The following is a 21,603-nucleotide window of genomic DNA, read 5'->3' as shown; positions in this document are numbered from 1 at the left end:
TATGATTTTGGGCATCGGTTCCGATCTCGTCGACATCAGGCGCATCGAGGACACCCTCGAGCGGTTCGGCGAGCGGTTCACCCGCCGCTGTTTCACCGATATCGAGCGCGCCCGCTCGGACAAGCGGGCGGAGCGGGCGGCTTCCTATGCCAAGCGCTTCGCCGCCAAGGAGGCCTGTGCCAAGGCTCTGGGCACCGGCATCCGCATGGGCATCGCCTGGAAGGACATGGGGGTGGTCAACATGCCGGGCGGGCGGCCGACCATGGTGCTGGCCGGCAAGTCTGCCATGCGTCTGCAGGAGCTGACCCCCATCGGCCAGACGGCGCTGATCCACGTGACCATCACCGATGATTACCCTTATGCTCAAGCTTTCGTGGTGATCGAGGCCTTCCGGCCCTGAGAATCACCCGTGGAATCAGGTGGCCGCAGTTTGTTTGCGGTCGGGTGGGGTGTCGCAGATGAGGGCCCCGGGCGGCTCTCCCACTGTTTCCGGGCCTTTCCACCGCGCCCTACAAGAGCCTGATTTTGGGATCAAATCGCCGTGCATTCGCGGGCGATATCGGGGATTTTGCCAAGGATGAGCCTTGGCGGACCCGGGTTCCAGGACTATACGGACGGATGGTTGGCCGTCCGCTCGTGCTCGGCGCAACAGCCCGCGTCAGCGGCGCGAACAGACGGATAGCGGCATGTCGGACCGGAAGGTGGAGCGGGTGGCAAAAAAGGCCGAAGGCGGCATAGGCGAGACCATCAAGGTCGTCATCGAAGCCCTTCTCATAGCCATCGTGGTGCGGACGCTGCTGTTCCAGCCGTTCAACATCCCGTCGGGCTCGATGATCCCGACGCTCCTCATCGGCGATTATCTGTTCGTCTCGAAATATTCCTACGGTTATTCCAAGCATTCGCTGCCGTTCAGCCCGGATGTCTTCTCCGGCCGCGTACTGGCCTCCGAGCCGAAGCGGGGCGATGTCGCCGTGTTCAAACTGCCGCGCGACGGCTCAACCGATTATATCAAGCGCGTCATCGGCTTGCCGGGCGACCGGGTGCAGATGATCGAGGGCAAGCTCTTCATCAACGGCCAGCTCGTGCCGCGCATGCCGATCGCCAAGATCCGCACCCGCGATGCCTTCGGCCGCGATAGCGAAGTGCCGACCTATAAGGAAACCCTGCCCAACGGCGTCAGCTACACCGTGATCGAGCGCGATGGCGACACCGGCTTCTACGACAACACCAATGTCTACACGGTGCCGCCGGGCAATTATTTCATGATGGGCGACAACCGCGACAATTCGACGGATTCGCGCGTCCCGGCCAATGACGGTGGCGTCGGCTATGTGCCGTTCGAGAATTTCGTTGGCCGCGCCGAAGTGATCTTCTTCTCGGTCGATGAAGGCGAGCCCGCGTGGCAAGTGTGGCGGTGGCCCTGGAGCGTCCGCTGGGATCGCATCTTCACGCCTGTGCGGTGAGCGGATGGCGCGAAAAACCCGGCCCGAATTCGGACCGTTAGAAGAGCGCATCGGACATCAATTCACCAACCGCGATTTACTGGAGGCGGCGCTGACGCATGTCAGCGCGGTGACCACGGCGAAACGGGCCCAGTCCTATCAGCGGCTTGAATTTCTCGGCGACCGTGTTTTGGGGCTCGCCGTGGCCGAGATGCTGTTCGAGACTTTTCCGAAGGCGACCGAAGGGGAGATGTCGCAACGTCTCACCGACCTCGTGCGGCGGGAAGCCTGTGCCGACGTGGCCACCCAATGGGGCGCCAGCGACTGGCTGCGGCTGGGCGGTGGCGAGGTGAAGACCGGCGGTTCGCAGAAGAAGGCCATTCTCTCGGACGTCTGCGAATCCATCATCGGCGCGGTGTTTCTCGACGCCGGCTATGACGCGGCGCGCGATCTGGTGCGCCGCAACTGGTCGCCGCGGATGATGGCGCCGAAAAACCCGCTGCGCGATCCCAAAACCGTCCTGCAGGAATGGGCGCAGGCGCGCGGCAAGGAGCCGCCGCATTACCGCGAAACCGGCCGCTCCGGCCCCGACCACGCGCCGCACTTTACAATTGCCGTCGAAGTGACAGGCTATCCGCCGGCGGAGGCCGAGGGCACGTCGAAGCGGGTGGCCGAACAGGCGGCGGCGCGTGCTTTCATGACCCGCGAAAAAGTTCGCGACCGCAAGGACAAGGTATAAATTGACCACTGATACGGAAACGCGCTGCGGCTTCGTCGCCCTGATCGGGGCACCGAATGCCGGCAAATCGACGCTGCTCAACACTTTGGTGGGCGCGAAAGTGTCGATCGTCTCGCGCAAGGTGCAGACGACGCGGGCGCAGGTGCGCGCCATCGCCGTGCACGACAAGACGCAGATCATCTTCGTCGATACGCCCGGCATTTTTCAGCCCAAGCGCCGGCTCGACCGCGCCATGGTGACGAGTGCCTGGGGCGGCGCCATCGATGCCGATGCGGTGTGTCTGCTGATCGATGCGCGCAAGGGGCTGGATGACGAAGCGCGTGAAATCCTCGCCAGGCTGAAAGACGTGGCGCTGCCGAAGGCCCTCGTGCTCAACAAGATCGACACGGTGGAGAATACGACGCTGCTTGGCCTCGCCAAGTCCGTCAATGAACTGTGTGCCTTCGACGAGACGTTCATGGTATCGGCGCTCAAGGGCTATGGCGTCGATACGATGCTGGCGCGACTGGCGGGCAAGATGAAGCCCGGTCCGTGGCTGTTCCCGGAAGACCAGATCACCGAAGCGCCGATGCGCGTCTTCGCTGCCGAGATCACGCGCGAGAAACTGTTCGAGCGGCTGCACGACGAACTGCCCTACAATCTCACCGTCGAGACCGAGCAGTGGAAGGATCTGCCCGATGGTTCGGCGCGCATCGAGCAGACGATCTATGTGACGCGCGACGCGCATAAGAAAATCGTCATCGGCGAAGGTGGCCGCACGCTCAAGGCGGTCGGCAGCGCCGCGCGCAAGGACATCGCCGAGGCGGCCGAACAGAAAGTGCATCTGTTCCTGTTCGTGAAAGTGCGTGAGCGCTGGCTCGACGATCCGGATCGCTATCGCGAAATGGGTCTCGAATTTCCCAAGGAATAATCGTGGGGGAAACGGCCGGGGCAGGGCGCATCGCCAAGGGCACGCCGCAATATCGGCGTACCTCGCTGGCGATTTTTTCCTGCGGCTTTTCGATCTTCGCACTGCTCTATTGCACGCAGCCGATCCTGCCGCTGTTCGTCGATGAATTTCATGTCTCGCCGGCACAAAGCTCTCTTGCTCTGTCGTTGACGACGATCACGCTGGCCGTGGCGATGGTGTTCGCGAGTTCCTTCGCCGAAGCCTTTGGGCGCAAGCCGCTGATGCTGGGTGCGCTCGTCGCGGCCTCCGTTTTGACGCTGCTATTGTCGGTGGCGACCCAGTGGAACCAGATCCTGTGGTTGCGGGCGCTGGCCGGTGTGGCACTCAGCGGTATGCCGGCCGTGGCACTGGCCTATCTCGGCGAAGAGATGGAGCCGCAGGCCGTGGCGCCGGCCGTCGGCCTCTATATCGGCGGCGGCGCTCTGGGTGGCATGTCGGGCCGGCTCTTCGTCGCCGTGCTCGCCGATTACGGTTCCTGGCGTATCGCCATGGCTTTCATCGCCGCGACGGGGCTGGTCTCGGCAGTGATTTTCTGGCGGGCGTTGATGCCGTCGCAGCATTTCGTGCCGCGTGGGCTGCATTTCAGCGGGCTTGCTGCTTCGCTGTTCCGGCATTTTCGCAATCCCGGCATGGTGCTTCTGGTCTACGAGGGCTTTCTGCTGCTCGGCGGTTTCATGGTGCTCTACAATTACGTCGGCTTTCGCCTGCAAGCGCCGCCGTTCAATTTCAGCCAGAGCCTCGCCGGCCTGGTTTTCGCCTGTTATCCGATCGGCAGCCTCGGCTCGGCGACCATGGGCAATCTGGCGGCTCGTTTCGGGCGCGGGCGGGTGCTTGTGGCGTCGATTCTGATCATGATCGTCGGGCTGATCCTGATGACGCCGGACTATCTGATCAGCATTGTCATTGGCCTCGCCATCATGACGTTCGGATTCTTTGGCGCGCATGCGATTTGCAGCGGTTATGCGCCGGCCTTGGCCGAACAGGATAAGGCGCAGGCGTCCTCGCTCTATCTGCTATTCTACTATATCGGCGGCGGCATCGCCGGCTCGGCGGGTGGCCTGTTCTGGAGTAGTGCTGGCTGGTCGGGCGTGGCGTTGTTCTCTGGGCTGCTGATGACCGGCACATTGATCGCCGGTGTGCTTCTGGCGCGTCGCGCGCCGTCACAGTGAGGCGCGCATGGAATGGCGCGATGAGGGCATCATCATTGGGTTGCGCAAGCACGGCGAGACCAGCCTCATCGTCGAACTGATGACGCGCGCCCATGGCCGCCACATGGGCATCGTCAAGGGCGGTCGCTCCCGGCGCATGCAGCCGACCTTGCAGCAGGGCAACAGCGCGGAGGTGACGTGGCGGGCAAGGCTGGAGGAGCATCTCGGTCTGTTCACCCTGGAAGTGGGGAAGGTGCGCGCCGCCGAGATCATGAGTTCGCCGCTGGCGCTCGCCGGCATCAATCTGATGGGCGAATTGCTGCGGCTGCTACCGGAGCGCGATCCGCACGAAACGCTCTACGATATGGCCACGACCATGGCGGACCATCTGGGCGAGCCGGAGCTGGGGCCGGCGCTGATGGTGCGCTTCGAGCTGGAAGTGCTGTCGGAGCTGGGTTTCCGTCTCGATCTGTCGCAATGCGCCGCCACCGGGAGGAATGATGAGCTGATCTATGTTTCACCCAAGACGGGGCGGGCGGTGAGTGCCGCAGCCGGCGAGCCTTACAAGGATCGGCTGCTGCCACTGCCGGCCTTCCTGCGGGGGCTGTCGTGGCAGGGCGTGCCGGACAGGGCCGAGATCGCCGATGGTTTCCGCTTGACCGGGTACTTTCTCGACCGCGATGTGCTGCAGCCGCGCGGCGGGGCTGAGAGGCTGACGCGCCGCAGCTATCTGACGGCGGCCGGTCTTGCGATGATCGATCCTGCCGGCGGCAAAAGCTGATCTATTCAATCACTTCGCGGGGCGTGCCGTCAGCCCATTCCTCATCGGTGGTGAAGACGATGGTGAGCCAGCGATCGGCCGTATCGCCGCCGATGGCCTCACTGATTTCATCGCGGATCCGATCCCATTCCTCCAGCCGCTTCGCCGGCCAGCCGGTGGGGACGATGAAATAAAGCTCGATCTGGCGACCGCGCCCGACCCGGGCGACATAAGAGCGGTAGGAGAGAAAGCCGTAGCGGGCGACGATGACCTCGGCCACTTCGTCGACATGCTGTTTGAGTTCGGCGGGGGTGACGAGCAGGATGTCAGCCAATGCCCGGCGCACCGTACCGAAGGGAATGGGGATTACGACTAGGCAGACGAGGGCGAGGATCGCCGGGTCGACATAGGGCGACATCCATTGTAGGCGCGTGCCCTGAATGAAATAGCCGAAGATGAAGGCGACGAGGAGGGCGGCGGTGAGGGCGGCCGACATCACCCAGGCCTTGGCATCCATGGCGAGAAAATCGGAGCGGATGGTCTTGTTCGCCTTCATGCCATAGAGGGCCATGCCGACGGATAGGGCCACCGTGACCACGGCATAGACGATGGCGAGATCGAAATTCAGCACGCGCCCGCCTGACATCAGGCTGCCAACGGCATTGATTAGCGCGTAAATCGAGGCGCCGATCAGCAAGGTGCCGTTGAGGCCCAGCACCATCGGCTCGAGATGCCAGAAGCCCATGGTGAAATTGGCGACGAGCTTGCTCTTCTTTGGGCCGCCGGCTGTCGAGGCGGCGATAAGATTGGTCACCAGCAGGGAGAGGACGGTCATGCTGGCGTCGGTGAGGGCATAGAGGCCGTCGAAGACGATCGAGAACGAGCCCGACAAAAGGCCGAACAGAATGCCGAATCCGGCCAGGACGAAGGTCATGATGATGGAGAAGCGCAGGACGCCTTGTTCCGTCGTCATCGTCTCGTCCTCGTCCTGCGTCTGCGGCTTCCCACATTTATAGGCCGAACCGTGATGAGCGCGTTAAGGCCTTTCGTATGAGAGGCGATCGAGCGGCTCGTTTCGTCGGAATCGGGTGGTTTTCGCGAGAGGCGAGCCCTCAGATAGGCGGGAATAGGCGCTGGCCGTGGGCCGGCCCGCAACTCAAGCGATCCAGGAATGTTTTTGAAGGAACGAACGATTTCGCAACCTTTTCGCGGCCATGATGGGGCTCGGCTGAACATTTCGCCGCCTCCCCACAATACAAACGATTGGTATCGATATCTATCCGATACGGATCGTGTCTATTGCTGTTTCGGGCCGAACGGGAGGCCGTCGCGTGACTGATCGCTCGGTGGAAAAGCGCGTCGCCGCTGTCGATTGGGCGGCGGCCGCCGCCGATCTCGATGCGCAAGGCTGGACGGTCCTGCCGAAACTGCTGCGCGATGAGGAATGCGACGGCATCGCCGGGCTCTATGGCCATGGCGGCGAGACATTCCGTAGCCGGGTCGTCATGGCACGGCATGGATTTGGCCAAGGCGAATATCGCTATTTCGCCTATCCCTTGCCGAAATTGATCCAGGATTTGCGCACGGCGGTCTATCCGCATCTGGTGCCGATCGCCAATACATGGCATGCGCGCATGGGCATGCCGGTGCGCTTTCCTGGGGATCACGCCGCCTTTCTGGAGCGCTGCCATCAGGCGGGACAGAAGCGGCCGACGCCTTTGCTGCTTCAATACGGATCGGGCGACTATAACTGCCTGCATCAGGATCTTTACGGCGAGCACGTGTTTCCGCTGCAGCTCGTGGTGCTGCTCTCCCAGCCCGGCGCCGATTTCGAGGGTGGCGAGTTGGTCCTCACCGAACAGCGCCCGCGCATGCAGACGCGGCCGGCTGTGGTGCCGCTGAACAAGGGCGATGCGGCGATCTTCGCGGTCAACAGCCGCCCGCACAAAGGCACACGCGGCGACTATCGTGTCGCCTTGCGCCATGGTGTCAGCAAGCTGCGGCAGGGCCACCGCCATACGCTGGGCGTGATCTTTCACGATGCGACATGATCATGAGCGATCTTTTTGCCAGCGATCTATTCGAGACGGCGCCAGAGGATATTGCCCTCGATCCCGGCGCCATGCTGCTCGCAGGCTTTGCCCGTGCCGAGGCGGAGAGTCTGTTGCAGGATGTCGCGGCGATTGCCCGGGCGGCGCCGTTCCGGCATCTGGTCACGCCCGGTGGCTGGACGATGTCCGTGGCGATGACCAATTGCGGTGCGCTCGGCTGGGTCAGCGATCGCAGCGGCTATCGCTATGACCGCCTTGATCCCGAGTCAGGCCAGCCGTGGCCGGCGATGCCGCCGTCTTTTCTCGATCTGGCGCAACGGGCGGCAGCACGGGCGGGCTTCGCCGATTTCACGCCCGATGCCTGCCTTGTCAATCGCTACGTGCCAGGCGCACGGCTCACCTTGCACCAGGATCGCAACGAGCGTCGGCTCGAGGCCCCGATCGTGTCCGCGTCGCTTGGTCTGCCAGCGACCTTTCTATGGGGCGGTCTCGCCCGCGCCGACAAGCCACGGCGTCTCCGCCTCGTTCACGGCGACGTGGTGGTCTGGGGCGGGCCGGCGCGCATGACCTTTCATGGCGTCGACACCTTGCGCGACGGCGATCATCCGATGACCGGTGCGGTGCGTTACAATCTGACGTTCCGGCAGGCGGGGGATCGGACTTGAACGTTGGAAATATTGATCGTGCCGCCAGAGGCGGCACGACGAGACGTCAACTCAAATGGCTATGCCATATAGCCATGTTCCCGATAGTAGCGTTGCGCGCCTGGATGCAGCGGGGCGCCGACGCCCTTCCACATCGTATAGGGATCGATGGGATAGGTCATGGGCGCAATTTCAGACGGCAGGTGCTTGTAGCGGCCTTCCAGCTCCGCTCTTTGCTCCACCATAATGCCGGTAATGCGATAGGCGAGATCTTCGTCCATATCGTCGCGCACCAAAATCGCCCAGTTCGAGAAATCGATACACGGAATATCCATGGGAGCGCGAAGGGTGCCGGCTGAAAGCGTGGCCCGTCTCAGTCCATAGTCGTTCTCCAAGGTTTGGAGAACGTCTTCCTCGAACGCCAGGAAGCGCATGGGAATTTTAGCAACGAGTTCGCGCCATTGCGGAACGACGATCGCTTCATTCATCACCGCGTTGGCCTTGCCGTCGATGACCTGCGGAATACAAATCCTCGGATAGTCGTGCCCAAGCCACTCGCCGCCCCATTCTTCGATCTTGATGCCATGCAATTCCAAGACGCGTTCGGCGATCCAGGTCATCAGATTGTCGGGCGTGCGCGTGGTCGTGGCGAGCCTGAGCGGGAATTTCTTCTCGCGGAGATCCTTGAACGAAGTGATGCCCGTGTCCTCGCGAATGGCAAAGACCAATCGGTCGTTTTGAGGCAGATAACCGAGGCTACGCAGAAAAGGCGCCGGCTTGCCTTGAAAGAAGTGGCTCCCCGCCATGGCCCACTCGGGCGCCACGTCGAAGGGGGTCGTGATCGCCAAGTCAACCTCCTTCGAAGTCAAGGCTTCAAGATTGTCGCCGTAGCCGGTACCGGTCTTGATCCAGAACTCTGATTGCGGAGCCGATTGCCAACGCAGATGTGCTAGAATCCAGCCGGCGATGGTGTGAAAATTTGCATTTCCCCAATCGGCTACAATTTTGAAATCGAGACGCGGGCCTAGACTGGTAACCGACATTTACTGCTCCTGCTTTCGAACTTCGACGTAGACGTTCCCGTCGGCGATCCGCACGGGGTAGGTATCGAGCTTCATGATGCTTTCGCACTGAACCGTGCTTCCGGTTTCGGTGTCGAATCTGAAGAAGTGCCAAGGGCAGATCACCTCGCCATTGACGACGCGCCCGAAGCGGAATGGCGCTTGCATATGGGGACATTGGGCTGAGAAGGCGACGACACCCGTTTGGGCGTTCGGGTTGCGCGCCAAAGCAATATTCTTCCCGTTCACGACGCGAGAAAATATTGCTCCGTCTCCTGGAATGTCCGCTTCAGCGCATAGGAGAGCGAGAACGGATGTTGTTTCGCCAACGTGTGACACCGAAGAGCTCCGTTCAAAGAGTTGAGACGAGGGGCTCGTCCTGCGTCATGCCATGGCTGGGTGGATGGGTGATGCCGCATTCCTCGCAGGTTCTAACAGCCGCATCAGCGTTGAAAGCTTCGACCAGCTTGTCGGCAGCGTTTAAGAACGATGGGAGGTCCCGCAGGATATGCTGGAATCTCTTGGAGGAGACGGAGGCGCCGCACTTTGGACAGAGCCAGCCGACGCTTGCATTGCCCTCCGCTTCAGTGGATCCCCCGACAAGGAGAACGCAATGTTGAGTAGCGGCCGACGACACGTCGATCCAGATCGAATCCACGTCGAAAGTGAGCCAATATCCCGCCAGATTCTCGATGGTAAACTCGGTTCCGGCGGTGATCCGGTGCATGAGTTGTCGACCATTCGCCTGTTCGACACGGACGACATTTCGATCCAAACGCTCCAGCAAACGATATTTGGCTTCGTCGGACGAGCGTGATCCCGTCCATATCGCATACTGTCCGCGGACCTCCCATTTGCTTCGATGCTGCTTGAACAGGCGTGCGAAGGACATATCGGGGGCAGGGATTCGCCTTTCCGAGGGAACGTAGCCGAGGTTTACCATACCATCCTCGCCTGGCGTTCTTCGGATTTGTCCGAGGCTTGCATGCCGGAATAAGCCATCTGGTTTTTATGGCCGCAGCTCGGACACATTTGGTGCTTGGGATCGGCGTTGTATTCCCTGACCGCCGCCAATTCCGCTGCCCAGAACTTTCTGAAGTCTCTGCCGCTGACGAGTTCGCGCATGAACAACAACGTCACGCATTTCTCGCAGTACCAAGCGAAGCGATCGGTTTCCTCGCCCGTTGGCATTCCCATGACGATAATGATTTTTCCGGGTTCATCGTCGTCGGGCGGCAAGGTGATGATGATCTCATCCTTGTCGTTGATGTGCCAATAGCCGAACACATGTTCCGTGCGGTGCGGTGTTCCCGCCCGCGTGACATGCAGAGAAAATGGTATGCGGGGGACTTCGACAACACCCTGAGGGCCGATCTCGAAGTTCTTGCGAACGGAGACAAGCGCAACGGGTGGGGCTGAACCGTTCAGCTCGGTGACGGAGCCTGGCATCACCGTTCGAATGCCGACGACGTTATCGCCGACGGCTTTGAAGCCGAAGAAACGCTTGATCACTCGCTCGTTGAGATAGTCCCAATCCTCCGCGATCTTCTCGATCGATTCATTGACGTATAGATCGGAGTAAATCATCGCTGACCTCCCTGGATGTGTTCGGCGCATCGAGGCGCTCGATCATCTCATTATTAGTAATCTAATAATTTGTCAGTCTGCTGTCAATAGAGGCCGCGTTACTCCAGACGATCGCCGAGCCGCTTCCTGACGCGGCGTAGAAATGTGTATGCGGATTCAAGTTCCGATGTGGAAATGCCAACTGTCGATCTCTTGATCCAATCATCGCGGATATTGTCGGCTTCCCCGATGGTTTTCCAACCACTTGGTGTGAGGGCGACCAGCTTCGAACGTCGATGCTTCGGATTATCGATCAGCTCCACCAGGCCTTCCCGACGTAGCAGATCTATGGTCCTTTGAATGCTTTGTCGTTGGAGCCCCATATAACGGGCGATGTCCGAAACGCTCGCCTTGTTGTGCTTGAGAGAACCCATGACCTGCCAACGGGAACTGGTGAGGCCGATCGGCTGCCCCATAACGTCGCCAACTTTCATGATTCGCCCGTAAGATCGAAAAATCTCGAACACCAGGTCGATGAAGATATGGCTCGCTCGATCCCTGCCGCCTGGGACTATCGAACGCTTCTTGAGTTCGGGTTTCTTGCGCCTAGCAGATTGGCTGTAGTGATGTTCGGATATCGCATCGTTCAATTGTTCGACTTCGCCGAGGATTTTTCGCGCGCCATCAATGACGATGCTGCCAAAAACCGTCGGCTGCATGCCTTCCGATCGGCGTTCGAAGATCTTTTTTCCGAGCTCCTTCTCCAGATTGCTCAGGTTTCGGCTCAGGAGCGGTTGAGGGATTGTCAGATGTCTGGCGGCCGGGCGGATCGCTCCAAACTCGGCTATGGCCACCACATCTCGAAGTTGATTCAGCTTCATAGTGTCCTCAATAGTGATATCAAAATGATATCATAGGTGAGCGTCGTATTCAAATGAGCTTCTGAATCAATCGCCTCATGCCGACCTTAAAAAGTTTCGAATCCAGGATTGACGGGCACATTCTCATTTCGAATGAATTGCGCGCCTGCTCGATTTTCGAGGCGAAAAATATGCCGATCAAACGGAACGAGCCGGGACGGGACCGAACATCGTAAGGGACGCTGTTCGGGTCGAATAAATCAGAACGATGCGAGCAGCACGATCGTGGCGAAGCTCGCTCACAATCCAGGCGAAAGGGGAACGCTAATGGCAAATGCCGAGCTCGATGCGCACCATCAGGGAGCGCAGGCGATCGTTGTGCCGCCAAAATCACTCTCGGATGATCTCGTCGATTCGCGACGCGGATGGCTCGTCGTCGCGGCTGCTTTCATGGGCCTGTTCTTCAGCATGGGCGTCTTGGTCGTGTATTCCTATGGCGTTCTTGGGTCGGCTATGGCGAAAGATCTTGGCTTCAACGCCACCCAGATTTCCTCGATCTTCATGGTCTTCAGCTTGACGGTCGTGGTGGCCGGCCCCATCTGGGGCGTTCTGACGGATAGATTTGGCGGACGGTCGATCACCATCGTTTCATCGATGTTGCTGGCGATTTCGTTTTGTCTGATGTCGGTCATCCCCGGAAATGCTCTCGATATTTATATCGCGTTCGCCGCGATGGGGGTTCTCGGCAGCGGAACGCTACCGGCTTCCTACGCGACCATCGTGGTTGGATGGTTCAATCGCAGACGAGGCCTGGCATTGGGCCTGACGATGATGGGCGTCGGCGCGGGCGCGGCGGCGATGCCGCCATTGTCGGCGGCTCTTCTTTCCAATCTAGGTTGGCGGAACACGTTTCTGATATTTGGCATCGCGATCGCGTTTTTCTGCGTGCCTTTGATGATGGCTGCTTTGAAGCCAAATCCCGCCGCTGCCGCCGATCGAGGGCCAGCCAACGCCGTGCCGCGTTTCGATCTGATTAAATCGGCTGCGGCGGTTCGAACGACATGGGTGTTGGCTTTCTTTGCCTTCATGATGGGGGCCATCCTCATTGCCAGCATCACCAATTTTGTCCCCATGCTTCAGGCGCAGGGCATGACGGTGGCGCAGGCAGCCGCCTATCAGTCCATCCTTGGCGTGGCTCTGGTTGCAGGGCGCATCATCGTTGGCGGGTTGATCGACCACATATTCGCGCCCAGGGTCATGTTGGCCGTCCTGTGCGTCACCGCGGTGGGCTTTCTATCTATGTACTTTGCGAATTCGCCCATTGCCTATGCGCTGTCCGCGTTCGGGATCGGCTTGGCCATCGGAGCCGAAATGGACTTTCTCGCTTTCCTCGTGAGCCGCTATTTCGCCCGAGCGGCATTTGCCACTTTGTTTGCGTTCTTGTTTGCTCTGCATACTTTGGGTGCATCGTTCGGCCCGTTTGCCATCGGTTGGGCGGCGGCGACGTTCGGCAGCTATCAGCCGGGGCTTTTGGTCCTGTGCGCCCTTTCCGTTATATTGGCTCTCTCGACGCTGCTTTTGCCGCGATACAAGGAAGCCTGAAGAGGACGCTTCGACGTTCACTCGGCAACGGCATCTTTGATGGCATCATCGTGCCGCGATCCACAAGATCGCGGCATGGGGGCGTTGGAGTAGAAACGAGATCTTGCCGATCAGCCTGCTACCAGCGCGCGCTTTGCCACTTCGACGAGATAGCCGGAGGCGCGCGGCAGAATGGCGTCATTGAAGTCGTAATGCGGGCTGTGCAATTCGCGCCCGCCGTCGGTGGGGCCATTGCCGATCCATACGAACGCGCCGGGCACTTCGTTTAGAAAGCACGAAAAATCTTCGCCCGTCATGGCGGGTGGCACGTCGCGGCGCAGAGCGCCGCCGGCTGCGGCGGCCGCGGCGGCGAGATCGGCTTCTGCCGCATGATTGATGGTCGGCGGAATGATACGGCGAAACTCCAGTTGCCCCGCCACGTCGAATGTCGCGCCGATGCCTTGCACGATGCGCTGCAAGGCGCTCTCGATGATGTCGCCGTCTTCCTGGCGCAGCCAGCGGGCCGTGCCGCGCAGGACGGCGCTGGCCGGAACCTGGTTCATCGCCGTGCCGGCTTCCATCTTGGTGATGGAGACGACGCCCCCGCCGGCCACCGGATCGAGATTGCGCGATATCACCGATTGCACGGCGACGATGGCGTGGCCGGCGGCGATCACCGGATCGCGGGTGAGATGGGGCAGAGCGGCATGGCCGCCATGGCCATCGAAATGGATATCGAAACGGGCGCCGGCCGCCATCACCGGGCCGTCATGCACGGCAATCGTACCGGCCGGCAGGCCCGGCCAGTTGTGCCAGCCGAAAATGCGCTCCATCGGGAAGCGTTGAAACAATCCGTCCTTAATCATGGATTTCGCGCCGCCGGCGCCTTCTTCCGCTGGCTGGAACACCAGATGCACGGTGCCCGACCAGTCGGGATCGTTCTTTAGCAGCGCCGCCGCACCAAGCAGGGCGACGGTGTGACCGTCATGGCCGCAGGCATGCATGACGCCAGAGTTGCGTGAGCGCCACGGCAGATCCTCGGTTGCCTCTTCGATCGGCAACGCATCCATGTCGGCGCGCAGGCCGACGGATCGATTGCCGTCGCGCCGCAAGGTGGCAACGACGCCATGGCCGCCGATGCCCTCGGCAATCTCTTCCACGCCGAGCTGTTTGAGTTTTTCGACGACAAAGCCTGCGGTCTCGCCCTCATGCAGGGAAAGACCGGGATGGGCGTGCAGATGACGACGCCAAGCGGTGAGTGTGTCGACCAAGGATGCGTCCATGGCCGGATGGTGCGCGGCTTTTACACGCTTGGCAAGGACACAACCGTACTCAAGCGTTGGCGTTCGCTGCGGGGCTGGTCGGTCTGATTGCGTTCAGCAGCTTAGGGAATGGGATGCGCGATCAGCGCGGGCAGACCTGCTGCACCACCGTCCCGGAAATGCCGTAGCCTTCGTCGAGCTGCACTTCGACCTGACGGCAGTCGCTGTTCTCGCGCGCTTTGAGCTGCGCCGAGGGCGGCGTCAAGGCGATCAGCGTGAAGCTGGCGAGAAGGGCGAGGCTGAGCGTGAAAGTGACGAAGCGGGTCATGGTCATGCCTGTGGCGACAAACAGCTTTGATCCAGTGGTGTGAAACTAGCCCTCGTGCGACCGGAGCGATGTGTCGAATCGCACGGTGCCGGGGGAGGCCGTGTAACCTCCCGCCGCAGCGCTATCTAGTGCAAGTCTGCAACAGTTTGGCGTCGGTTTTGATGGGCCTGTTTTCATTGTGTTTTTCCTGAGAATTTTAATCCACAGCGGCGAGAACCCGGGCCCGTTCCGTCCGGGCGGCGGCGCGGTGGTCGAGGGCGATCAGGGCGTAGACGGTGGGCAGCACGAAGAGCGTGAAGAGGGTGCCGATGAGCATGCCGGTCGACACCGTGATGCCGATCGCGAAGCGGCTAGCGGCTCCGGCGCCGCTGGCGAGAACGAGCGGCACGAGGCCTGCGACCATGGCGGCCGTGGTCATCAGGATCGGCCGCAGGCGCACGGCGGCGGAGCGCAGGATCGCGGCGCGCCGATCGAGCCCCTCGTCGCGTTGCAGATCGTTGGCGAAGGAGACCATCAGAATGCCGTGCTTGGAAATCAGCCCGATCAGGGTGACGAGGCCAATCTGCGTATAGATATTGAGCGTCGCAAATCCGAGATAGAGCGGAATGAGCGCGCCGCAGACCGACAGCGGCACCGAGACGAGAATGACGAGAGGATCGCGCAAGCTCTCGAACTGAGCGGCCAGCACGAGGAAGATGACGACGAGCGCGAAGATGAAGGTGATGGTGAGACGATCGCCTTCCAGCACATATTGACGGGACTCGCCGAGCCAATCGATCGAATAGCCTGATGGTAGAGGCTGTTTCTGCAAGAAGGCGACCGCATCGCCCATGGTGACGCCGGGGAGCGGCACGGCGGAAAAGGTCACCGCATTCATCTGATTGAACTGGCTCAGCCGGTTGGCCTGGCTGCCTGATGTCACGGCGACGACGGTGGACAGGGGGATCAATTGTCCCGAACCGGTTTTGACGTAATAGCGGCCCAGAGTTTCCGGTGACAGCCGGTCGGCGCGCGCCACCTGGGTGATGACGTCGTAGGAGCGGCCGCTGAGATTGAAGCGGTTGACGTAATTTTCGCCGACGAGGACCGCCAATGTGTCGGCGATGTCCTTCATCGTTACGCCAAGCGTATTGGCTTTGCCGCGATCGATGCGGATTTGCACGGAGCGGCTGTCGAATGTGAGGTTGCTGTCGACGACGGCGAACAGGCCGCTCTTCATCGCATTGGCCTTCAGAGTTTCCATCGTCTTGTAGATGTCGGTGAAGTCGGCGGGCGCGCGCAGCGCCATCTGCACCGGCAGGCCGGAGCTTGAAGCCGGCAAGGGCGGCAGCAGGAAGGTGAAAATGCTTTCGCCTTCGATCGCATTGACGCCGGCCTGGACGAGCCCCTGCAAGGTGGCGACATCGCGCTTGCGCTTGGCCCAGTCGACCAGATTGACGCCGGCGAAACCGGCATTGGGGCCATCGGTGCCGTTGATGATGAAGCTCATCTCCGCTTCCGGCAAAGTGCGAAACACCTGTTCGATCTGCGGCGCGTAACGTTCGGTGTAATCGAGATTGGCATATTGCGGGCCTTTGACCACGGCCATGATCGAGCCCTGATCTTCCGGCGGCGCTAGTTCGCGCTTGGCGCCGGAGAACAGAAAGACGAGGCCGAGCATGACCCCGGCGGCGAAGAGCAGCACGGCGGGCGATGAGGCAAGGGTGGCGCCAAGCGCGCCTTCATAGGCGCTGGTGACGCGGGCGAAGACATGTTCGATGGCCTTGGCGAAACGGCCTTCCGACACATTGGGACTGAGGAGCAGGGAACCCATCATCGGTGACAAGGTGAGGGCCACGATACCCGACACGATCACCGAGCCCGCGAGAGTGAAAGCGAATTCGCGGAACAGCGCGCCGGTGAGACCGCCCATGAGGCCGATCGGTGCATAGACCGCGACAAGGGTGATGGTCATGGTGATGACAGGGGCGGCGATTTCGCGCGCGCCCATCAAGGCGGCGCGTGCCGGCGGCGCGCCTTCCTCGATATGGCGATGGATGTTCTCGACGACGACGATGGCATCATCGACCACGAGGCCGATGGCCAGCACCATGGCAAGTAGAGTGAGGAGATTGAGGGAAAAGCCAGCCGCCAGCATCAGCGCCGCCGAGCCGACCAAGGCCAAGGGTATGACGATGACGGGGATGATCACGGCACGCAGCGAGCCGAGAAACAGGAAGATCACCACCACGACGATGGCAATTGCCTCGATCAGCGTCTTGCGCACTTCGTCGATCGATTCCGTGACGAAGCGGGCGACATCGAAATTATTGGCGATTTCGAGATCGCCCGGCTTGCTGCGCTCCATCGCCGGAATGAGATCGGTGACGCCGCGCACGATATCAATCGGATTGCCCGATGGCGTGGCGTTGACGGCGATATAGACGGCGCGGCGGCCGTTCATCATGGCGCTCGACTCATAATTCTGGCCGCCGATGTCGATGGTCGCGACATCGCCCAGCCGCACCAGCCCGCGCCCTTCGCTGCCGGCCTTCACCACCATGGCGCGGAAGGCGTCGACTCTGACCAGATCGGTATCAGCGGCGATATTGGCTATTGTGAGCGAGCCCTTCACCTGACCGGGTGCGGCCTGCACATTGTTGGCGCGAATGGCGGTTGCCACGTCGGCGGCGGAGAGGCCATGGGCGGCCAGGCGCGTCGGATCGAGCCAGACGCGCATGGCGAGGTTCTGCCCGCCGAGTATGTCGGCGGAGGCGACGCCGGGCACGGTCGTCACCAAAGGCTGCGCCACGCGCACCACGTAATCGGTGATTTCGGGGATCGAGAGACGATCGCTGGCGAAAGCCAGATAGATCACCGCCGTCGGCTCGTCGGTCAGTTTGGTGATGACCGGATCATAGCTCTCGGCCGGCAGCTTGTAGCGGACCTGCTGCACCTTCGCCATCACCTCGGTCATGGCGCGATCGGCATTGGCGTTGAGGCGCAGGCGCGCCTTCACCACGCTGCGGCCTTGCGAGGAGACGGACGTGAGATACTCGATACCGTCGGCGGTCGCGATCGACTGCGCGATCGGCGTCGTCACGAAACCTTGCATGAGATCTTGCGAGGCGCCGGGATAGAGGGTTTCGACGCTGATCGTCGCGCTCTCAAGCACCGGATATTGGCGCACGGGCAGGGAGAAGAGCGCGCGGGCGCCGATCAGCAGGATGAGCAGGCTGACGACGAGCGACAGCACCGGACGGCGCACGAAAATATCGGTGAAGCGGGCGTTTTGGTTCGCGTGGCTTGGCTCACTCATTGCAGGCTCCCGCCGCGCGACGTTGCCCGGACGGTCTTCTGGTTGCGCACCAGCACCTTCGCGCCGGGCATGATGCGCAACTGGCCCGACGTGATCACCACATCACCTGCGGCAAGTCCTTCCACGATGGCGATACGCTCGCCGACTTGACGACCTGTTTGAACCTGCCGGTGTTCGGCGGTTCCGACATTGCCCTGGATGTCGCGCACCAGTACGACGCTTGGTCCGGCCGCAGAGGCGAGAACGGCTGTATCGGGAACGGTGGGGAGCTGCGGTTCCGACGAGAGCACAAGTTCGGTCTGCACATACATGCCGGGGCGCAGCAGGCGATCGGGATTGGCCAAAGTCGCCTGCAAAGTGACGTTGCGTGTGTCGTTGCCGATCTGCGGTTCGATGGCAGTGACCCGTGCGGTAAAAATCTTGTCCGGGAAGACGTCGGTTTTCACCTCGACGGTCTGTCCCAGGCGCAATTTGCCAAGTGTCTGTTGCGGCAGAGCGAAGTTGACGTGGATTTCCGACAGATCGGTCAAAGTGGCGATGGGATCGCCAGCATTGAGATATTGGCCGACATTGATGCGCCGCAGGCCGAGTTCGCCGGAGAAGGGCGCGCGCACGGTTTTCTGGGCGATCAAAGCCTGGGTACGCTGGATGTCGGCGGAGGCCTGTTCGAATTCGGACTTGCGCTGATCGAGGGTGACGCGGGTCTGCGCGCCAGTGGGCACCAGGCTTTCCGAACGTCCGAGCTGCGATTGCGCGAATTTCGCCTTGGCTTGCAGGCTGACGAGATCGGCGCGTTCGGGCGCATCGAACAATTGCACAAGCGGATCGCCCTCGCGCACGCTCGCGCCTGGCGTGAAGGCAATGCGGACGACGCGGCCGGAGACCTCGGGCGCAAGCGTGACCTGACGCACGGCTTCCAGGCTGCCGACAGAGGGCAGGCGCACCGGTTCTGGATCGGCTTCGACGACCGCGGTTGCAACCGGCATCGGTGCAGGCGTGGCGGTTGCCGAGGCGCTGGCAGCCAGGGATTCCCTGGTCTGTTTCCAGAGAAAAAGCCCGACAAAGGCCACAAGAAGGAGGGCCATCACCACTATCAATCGCCGGATCATCGCCAGTCTCTATTTTCCAAATATTTGCTTGGATAATAGGAGGAGCGATAGATATGTCAATAAAGAACTTGGAATAATCAGGCGACACCCGCTCTCCTCATCGGAGAACGACGCTCGCCCGTATAATCATGTTCAAGCTTGGAGGGAGGCGTTTGCGCACACCGAGATCTAAGGGTCTCAAGTGATGGCGTATTCATTGCCTTTCGGTTGCTGCGATATGGTAGCAGAGGATTCGCAACAGCACCGTTCACCGAGCGAGGCACAATTGGTGGCAACGAAGAAACGTCGGGCGGCCGATCGCGACGGGGCGTCGCCGTCGCGGCTCAGCAACCTGTCCTATCAAATCCTGGGCGTGCTGCTGCGCGAGCCGCGCTCGGGGTATGACATCGTCAAGGAGCTGCACAGTTTCCGGCCGGCCAAGACCAGCCAAGTCTATCCGACCTTGGCCGAGCTGGAGGAGGAGGGGTTCGTCACCTCCGTCGACGTCGATCAGAAGGGCCGGCCGAACAAGCGCGTCTATTCGGTGACGGAAACCGGCAAGGCGAGCTTGCTGAGCTGGGTCGGCACCGAGCCCGAGCCACCGACTCAGCGCGACGATTTCCTCACCATGATCTATTCGTCGTGGATGAAGAAGCCGACCGAGGTTGTCGCCATGTTCGAGCGCCGGCTCCTCTATTTCGACAAGCTGGTCGAGAGTTTCGAGCGCTCAGCCGCGGAGTTGCGCGCCAAATTCCCGCAAGAAATCCAGGACATGTCGAACTGGCATTTTTCCCGCTACCTTCTGGTGCTGCGCCGCCTCGAAAGCAATCGCCACGAAGCCAACTGGTGCCGCTCGGTGATCGTGATGTTGCGGGAGCGGATGAAGGACTGACGTGTCTGTTCCCTCGGCGCTGGCATGCTCCTTGCCAGATGCGCGGTGACAGGGAAGGACCTTCACGTGTCAAAGAATCAATCAAATACCGCCGAACCCTTGCAGGCGGCTGCGTCCGACGATGCGGCCAAAACACTGATCGATGTCGGCCGGCGCATTCGCCAGTTGCGTCAGCAGCGCAACATGACCTTGCAGCATCTGGCACAGACCGTCGGTCTGAGCCCCGCCATGCTCAGCCTGGTGGAGCGGGGCCTGGTTTCTCCGTCCTTGACGTCGCTTGCCGCTATGGCACATGGCTTCGGCATCTCGCTGACGGATCTGATCGCCGGGCGCTCTTCAGACGATGATGAGCCCGTCAGTCGCCTTTCCGAACAGCCTGTTGTCGAAACGCCCGACAGGGTACGGCGCTGGGTTCTGCGGGAAGATCAGCTTCGCCGCGTCGACGTGACGGTCAACGAATATCCTCCAGGCGTCGGCAATTCTCCCAATGGTCTTCGTCACTCCGGTCACGAATACGGTTTCGTTCTGGAAGGGGTGCTGACCGTGATCATCGACGGCGTTCATCATGTGCTGAGGACTGGCGATTTGATCTCGTTGCAATCGACGCGACTGCACAGGATTTGGAATTTCGGCACGGCGCCGGCGAAGGCGCTGTGGTTCAATCTTGGTCGCGATGATTGGGATAAGTCGGTTTATCAGAACGGATGAGACGATAAAACGTCGCTCAATTTTTCACTACGAATTAAAAAATCTGCCGAACATTTAAGCAGGTAGTGTTTAGAAATCGGAGGTTTCCTCGATATCCGCATAAAAATGATTGGCACGCTCCTTGCTCCAAATTCAGTAGAGCTAAAAATGCGGAGCAGGAGCCATGATCACCAAACGCTTTCCGAGCCCTCGTCTGTCACGACGTCATTTTCTGGCGGGAAGCGGTGCCATCACGATGGCGGTGACGCATCCGGTCTTCGCGCAAGCCAAGGAAATGGCGACGACGAGCTTTGGCGGTGTCTGGGGCACGGCTTATAAAGAGACGATCCTCGATCCGTTTCAGAAAGCCACCGGCACGACAGTGAAACTGAAGATGGGTGCGCCGGCTGAATGGCTGACCAATGGCATCGTGACGCGCCGGCGGCCTGACATCGATGTTCTGATGCTGCCCTATCCGCAAAGCATTCAGGCAGTGATGCAGGATCTCAGCGTGTCGCTGAGCGAAAAGGACATTCCCAATCTCGCCAATGTGGAGCGCGTCTGGATCGACCAGTATGACGGCACGGCCGTCGGGCTCGACTATGTCGCCTATGGCATTTCGGCGCGCATGGATCTGTTGCCGAAGCCGCTGAAGTCCTGGAAGGACCTTTGGGATCCGGCTTTCGAGCAGAAACTGGCGGTGCCGGCGATCACGCAGGCGGGCGCCTGGGAGCTATTGGTGATGGCTTCCAAACTGCATGGCGGCGATGAAAAGAATCTGGAGCCGGGTTTTCAGGCGCTGAAGCGGCTGCGCCCCAACATCAAGAAATTCATCGGTGGCGGCAACGAACACGCGCAGCTTCTGGAAGCGGGCGAAGTGGTTGCCGTGGCGATGTCGACTAATACCACGCCCTATGCGCTGCAGGATGCGGGACGGCCGGTCGACTTCCTCGTCTTGGAGGAGGGCTCGATGGTCGGTATGGTCTCCTACCATGTGGCCAAGAACGCCGCCAATAAAGCGGCGGCGATGGAGTTCATCAATTTCGCGCTGGCGAAAGAGCAGCAGGTCAATTTCTGCAGCAAACTGATCGCCGGTCCGGTGATCAAAGGCGCCGAACTGATCGGCAAGGCGAAGGAGCGCGTGCCACCGCTCGATCGGCTCGTCGTGTTCGACTGGAAGGCGCTGGCACCGCGCATGCCGGAATTGAGTGAAAGATGGAACCGCGAGGTCGTCGCGTGAAGGCGAT

At 60.9% G+C, this 21,603-nt stretch carries 22 protein-coding genes; 12 read left to right on the top strand and 10 right to left on the bottom strand.

All coding sequences use genetic code 11. The annotated features are described in order from the left end of the window. The first annotated feature begins 1 nt into the window (after position 1). From acpS to recO, 6 genes are all read left to right on the top strand, one after another. Positions 2-400 carry a holo-ACP synthase gene (gene acpS / locus OIM99_RS17455; protein ID WP_311851728.1) on the top strand — a complete coding sequence of 133 codons (399 nt, stop codon included), beginning with the start codon at positions 2-4 and terminating at the stop codon, positions 398-400. 286 nt (positions 401-686) lie between these two features. Continuing rightward, complete coding sequence (gene lepB, locus OIM99_RS17450) at positions 687-1,463, top strand: signal peptidase I (protein ID WP_311851727.1); 777 nt, start codon at positions 687-689, stop codon at positions 1,461-1,463. A 4-nt stretch (positions 1,464-1,467) separates the two neighbouring features. After that, entirely contained in the window at positions 1,468-2,181 is a 714-nt protein-coding gene (gene rnc / locus OIM99_RS17445) for a ribonuclease III (protein ID WP_311851726.1), read from the top strand. A gap of 1 nt (position 2,182) precedes the next feature. Further along, the gene (gene era, locus OIM99_RS17440) at positions 2,183-3,091 is read left to right on the top strand and encodes a GTPase Era (protein ID WP_311851725.1); all 909 of its coding nucleotides are present in this window, start codon (positions 2,183-2,185) and stop codon (positions 3,089-3,091) included. 2 nt (positions 3,092-3,093) lie between these two features. Further along, positions 3,094-4,299 (top strand): MFS transporter, encoded by a 1,206-nt coding sequence (locus OIM99_RS17435; protein ID WP_311851723.1) that lies wholly within the window; start codon positions 3,094-3,096, stop codon positions 4,297-4,299. A gap of 7 nt (positions 4,300-4,306) precedes the next feature. Further along, positions 4,307-5,059, top strand: a complete 753-nt coding sequence (gene recO, locus OIM99_RS17430; RefSeq protein WP_311851722.1) for a DNA repair protein RecO — start codon at positions 4,307-4,309, stop codon at positions 5,057-5,059. A 1-nt stretch (position 5,060) separates the two neighbouring features. On the opposite strand, the gene OIM99_RS17425 is transcribed toward recO, so the two are convergent. Then, on the bottom strand, positions 5,061-6,011 hold the full coding sequence (locus tag OIM99_RS17425) for a cation transporter (RefSeq protein WP_311851720.1): 951 nt from the start codon (positions 6,009-6,011) through the stop codon (positions 5,061-5,063). Between the two features lie 358 nt (positions 6,012-6,369). Between OIM99_RS17425 and OIM99_RS17420 the strand changes: the two genes are divergently transcribed. Then, the gene (locus OIM99_RS17420) at positions 6,370-7,089 is read left to right on the top strand and encodes a 2OG-Fe(II) oxygenase (protein ID WP_311851718.1); all 720 of its coding nucleotides are present in this window, start codon (positions 6,370-6,372) and stop codon (positions 7,087-7,089) included. A gap of 2 nt (positions 7,090-7,091) precedes the next feature. After that, entirely contained in the window at positions 7,092-7,754 is a 663-nt protein-coding gene (gene alkB / locus OIM99_RS17415; RefSeq protein ID WP_311851717.1) for a DNA oxidative demethylase AlkB, read from the top strand. A gap of 59 nt (positions 7,755-7,813) precedes the next feature. Here alkB and OIM99_RS17410 read toward each other — a convergent pair whose 3' ends face one another. From OIM99_RS17410 to OIM99_RS17390, 5 genes are all read right to left on the bottom strand, one after another. Beyond that, positions 7,814-8,776: a TAXI family TRAP transporter solute-binding subunit gene (locus OIM99_RS17410; RefSeq protein WP_311851716.1), complete on the bottom strand. Its 963-nt coding sequence runs from the start codon at positions 8,774-8,776 to the stop codon at positions 7,814-7,816. Next, positions 8,777-9,133, bottom strand: coding sequence for a Rieske 2Fe-2S domain-containing protein (locus tag OIM99_RS17405; protein ID WP_311851714.1), 357 nt, complete (start codon positions 9,131-9,133; stop codon positions 8,777-8,779). Positions 9,134-9,146: 13 nt separating this feature from the next. Further along, positions 9,147-9,737 (bottom strand): hypothetical protein, encoded by a 591-nt coding sequence (locus OIM99_RS17400; protein WP_311851713.1) that lies wholly within the window; start codon positions 9,735-9,737, stop codon positions 9,147-9,149. Beyond that, a complete protein-coding gene (locus tag OIM99_RS17395) occupies positions 9,731-10,381 on the bottom strand; it encodes a hypothetical protein (RefSeq protein ID WP_311851712.1) in 651 nt (216 codons plus the stop codon). Before OIM99_RS17395 ends, OIM99_RS17400 begins: the two co-directional genes overlap by 7 nt. 98 nt (positions 10,382-10,479) lie before the next feature. Beyond that, positions 10,480-11,241, bottom strand: coding sequence for a LysR family transcriptional regulator (locus OIM99_RS17390; RefSeq protein ID WP_311851711.1), 762 nt, complete (start codon positions 11,239-11,241; stop codon positions 10,480-10,482). Between the two features lie 306 nt (positions 11,242-11,547). Between OIM99_RS17390 and OIM99_RS17385 the strand changes: the two genes are divergently transcribed. Further along, positions 11,548-12,822, top strand: a complete 1,275-nt coding sequence (locus OIM99_RS17385; protein ID WP_311851709.1) for an MFS transporter — start codon at positions 11,548-11,550, stop codon at positions 12,820-12,822. Between the two features lie 110 nt (positions 12,823-12,932). On the opposite strand, the gene OIM99_RS17380 is transcribed toward OIM99_RS17385, so the two are convergent. The 4 genes from OIM99_RS17380 to OIM99_RS17365 form a co-directional block, all read right to left on the bottom strand. After that, the gene (locus OIM99_RS17380) at positions 12,933-14,072 is read right to left on the bottom strand and encodes an amidohydrolase (protein WP_311851707.1); all 1,140 of its coding nucleotides are present in this window, start codon (positions 14,070-14,072) and stop codon (positions 12,933-12,935) included. Between the two features lie 133 nt (positions 14,073-14,205). After that, positions 14,206-14,391 (bottom strand): hypothetical protein, encoded by a 186-nt coding sequence (locus tag OIM99_RS17375; RefSeq protein WP_311851705.1) that lies wholly within the window; start codon positions 14,389-14,391, stop codon positions 14,206-14,208. Between the two features lie 196 nt (positions 14,392-14,587). Further along, positions 14,588-17,689: an efflux RND transporter permease subunit gene (locus OIM99_RS17370; RefSeq protein ID WP_311851704.1), complete on the bottom strand. Its 3,102-nt coding sequence runs from the start codon at positions 17,687-17,689 to the stop codon at positions 14,588-14,590. Further along, on the bottom strand, positions 17,686-18,774 hold the full coding sequence (locus OIM99_RS17365) for an efflux RND transporter periplasmic adaptor subunit (protein ID WP_311851703.1): 1,089 nt from the start codon (positions 18,772-18,774) through the stop codon (positions 17,686-17,688). The genes OIM99_RS17370 and OIM99_RS17365 overlap by 4 nt, the downstream gene beginning before the upstream one ends. Positions 18,775-19,066: 292 nt before the next feature. On the opposite strand from OIM99_RS17365, the gene OIM99_RS17360 reads away from it, so the two are divergent. The 3 genes from OIM99_RS17360 (at position 19,067) to OIM99_RS17350 (ending at position 21,596) form a co-directional block, all read left to right on the top strand. Further along, positions 19,067-19,669, top strand: a complete 603-nt coding sequence (locus OIM99_RS17360) for a PadR family transcriptional regulator (protein ID WP_311851702.1) — start codon at positions 19,067-19,069, stop codon at positions 19,667-19,669. Positions 19,670-19,735: 66 nt separating this feature from the next. Next, positions 19,736-20,377 carry a cupin domain-containing protein gene (locus OIM99_RS17355; protein WP_311851701.1) on the top strand — a complete coding sequence of 214 codons (642 nt, stop codon included), beginning with the start codon at positions 19,736-19,738 and terminating at the stop codon, positions 20,375-20,377. Between the two features lie 163 nt (positions 20,378-20,540). Then, positions 20,541-21,596 (top strand): extracellular solute-binding protein, encoded by a 1,056-nt coding sequence (locus OIM99_RS17350; protein ID WP_311851700.1) that lies wholly within the window; start codon positions 20,541-20,543, stop codon positions 21,594-21,596. The last annotated feature ends 7 nt before the right edge of the window (positions 21,597-21,603 follow it).

The sequence above is a fragment of the Methylocella sp. CPCC 101449 genome (genome assembly GCF_031921685.1).
Taxonomy (GTDB): domain Bacteria; phylum Pseudomonadota; class Alphaproteobacteria; order Rhizobiales; family Beijerinckiaceae; genus Terripilifer.
Note: the sequence above shows the minus strand (reverse complement) of the source record. Positions and strands in the feature narration are given on the sequence as shown.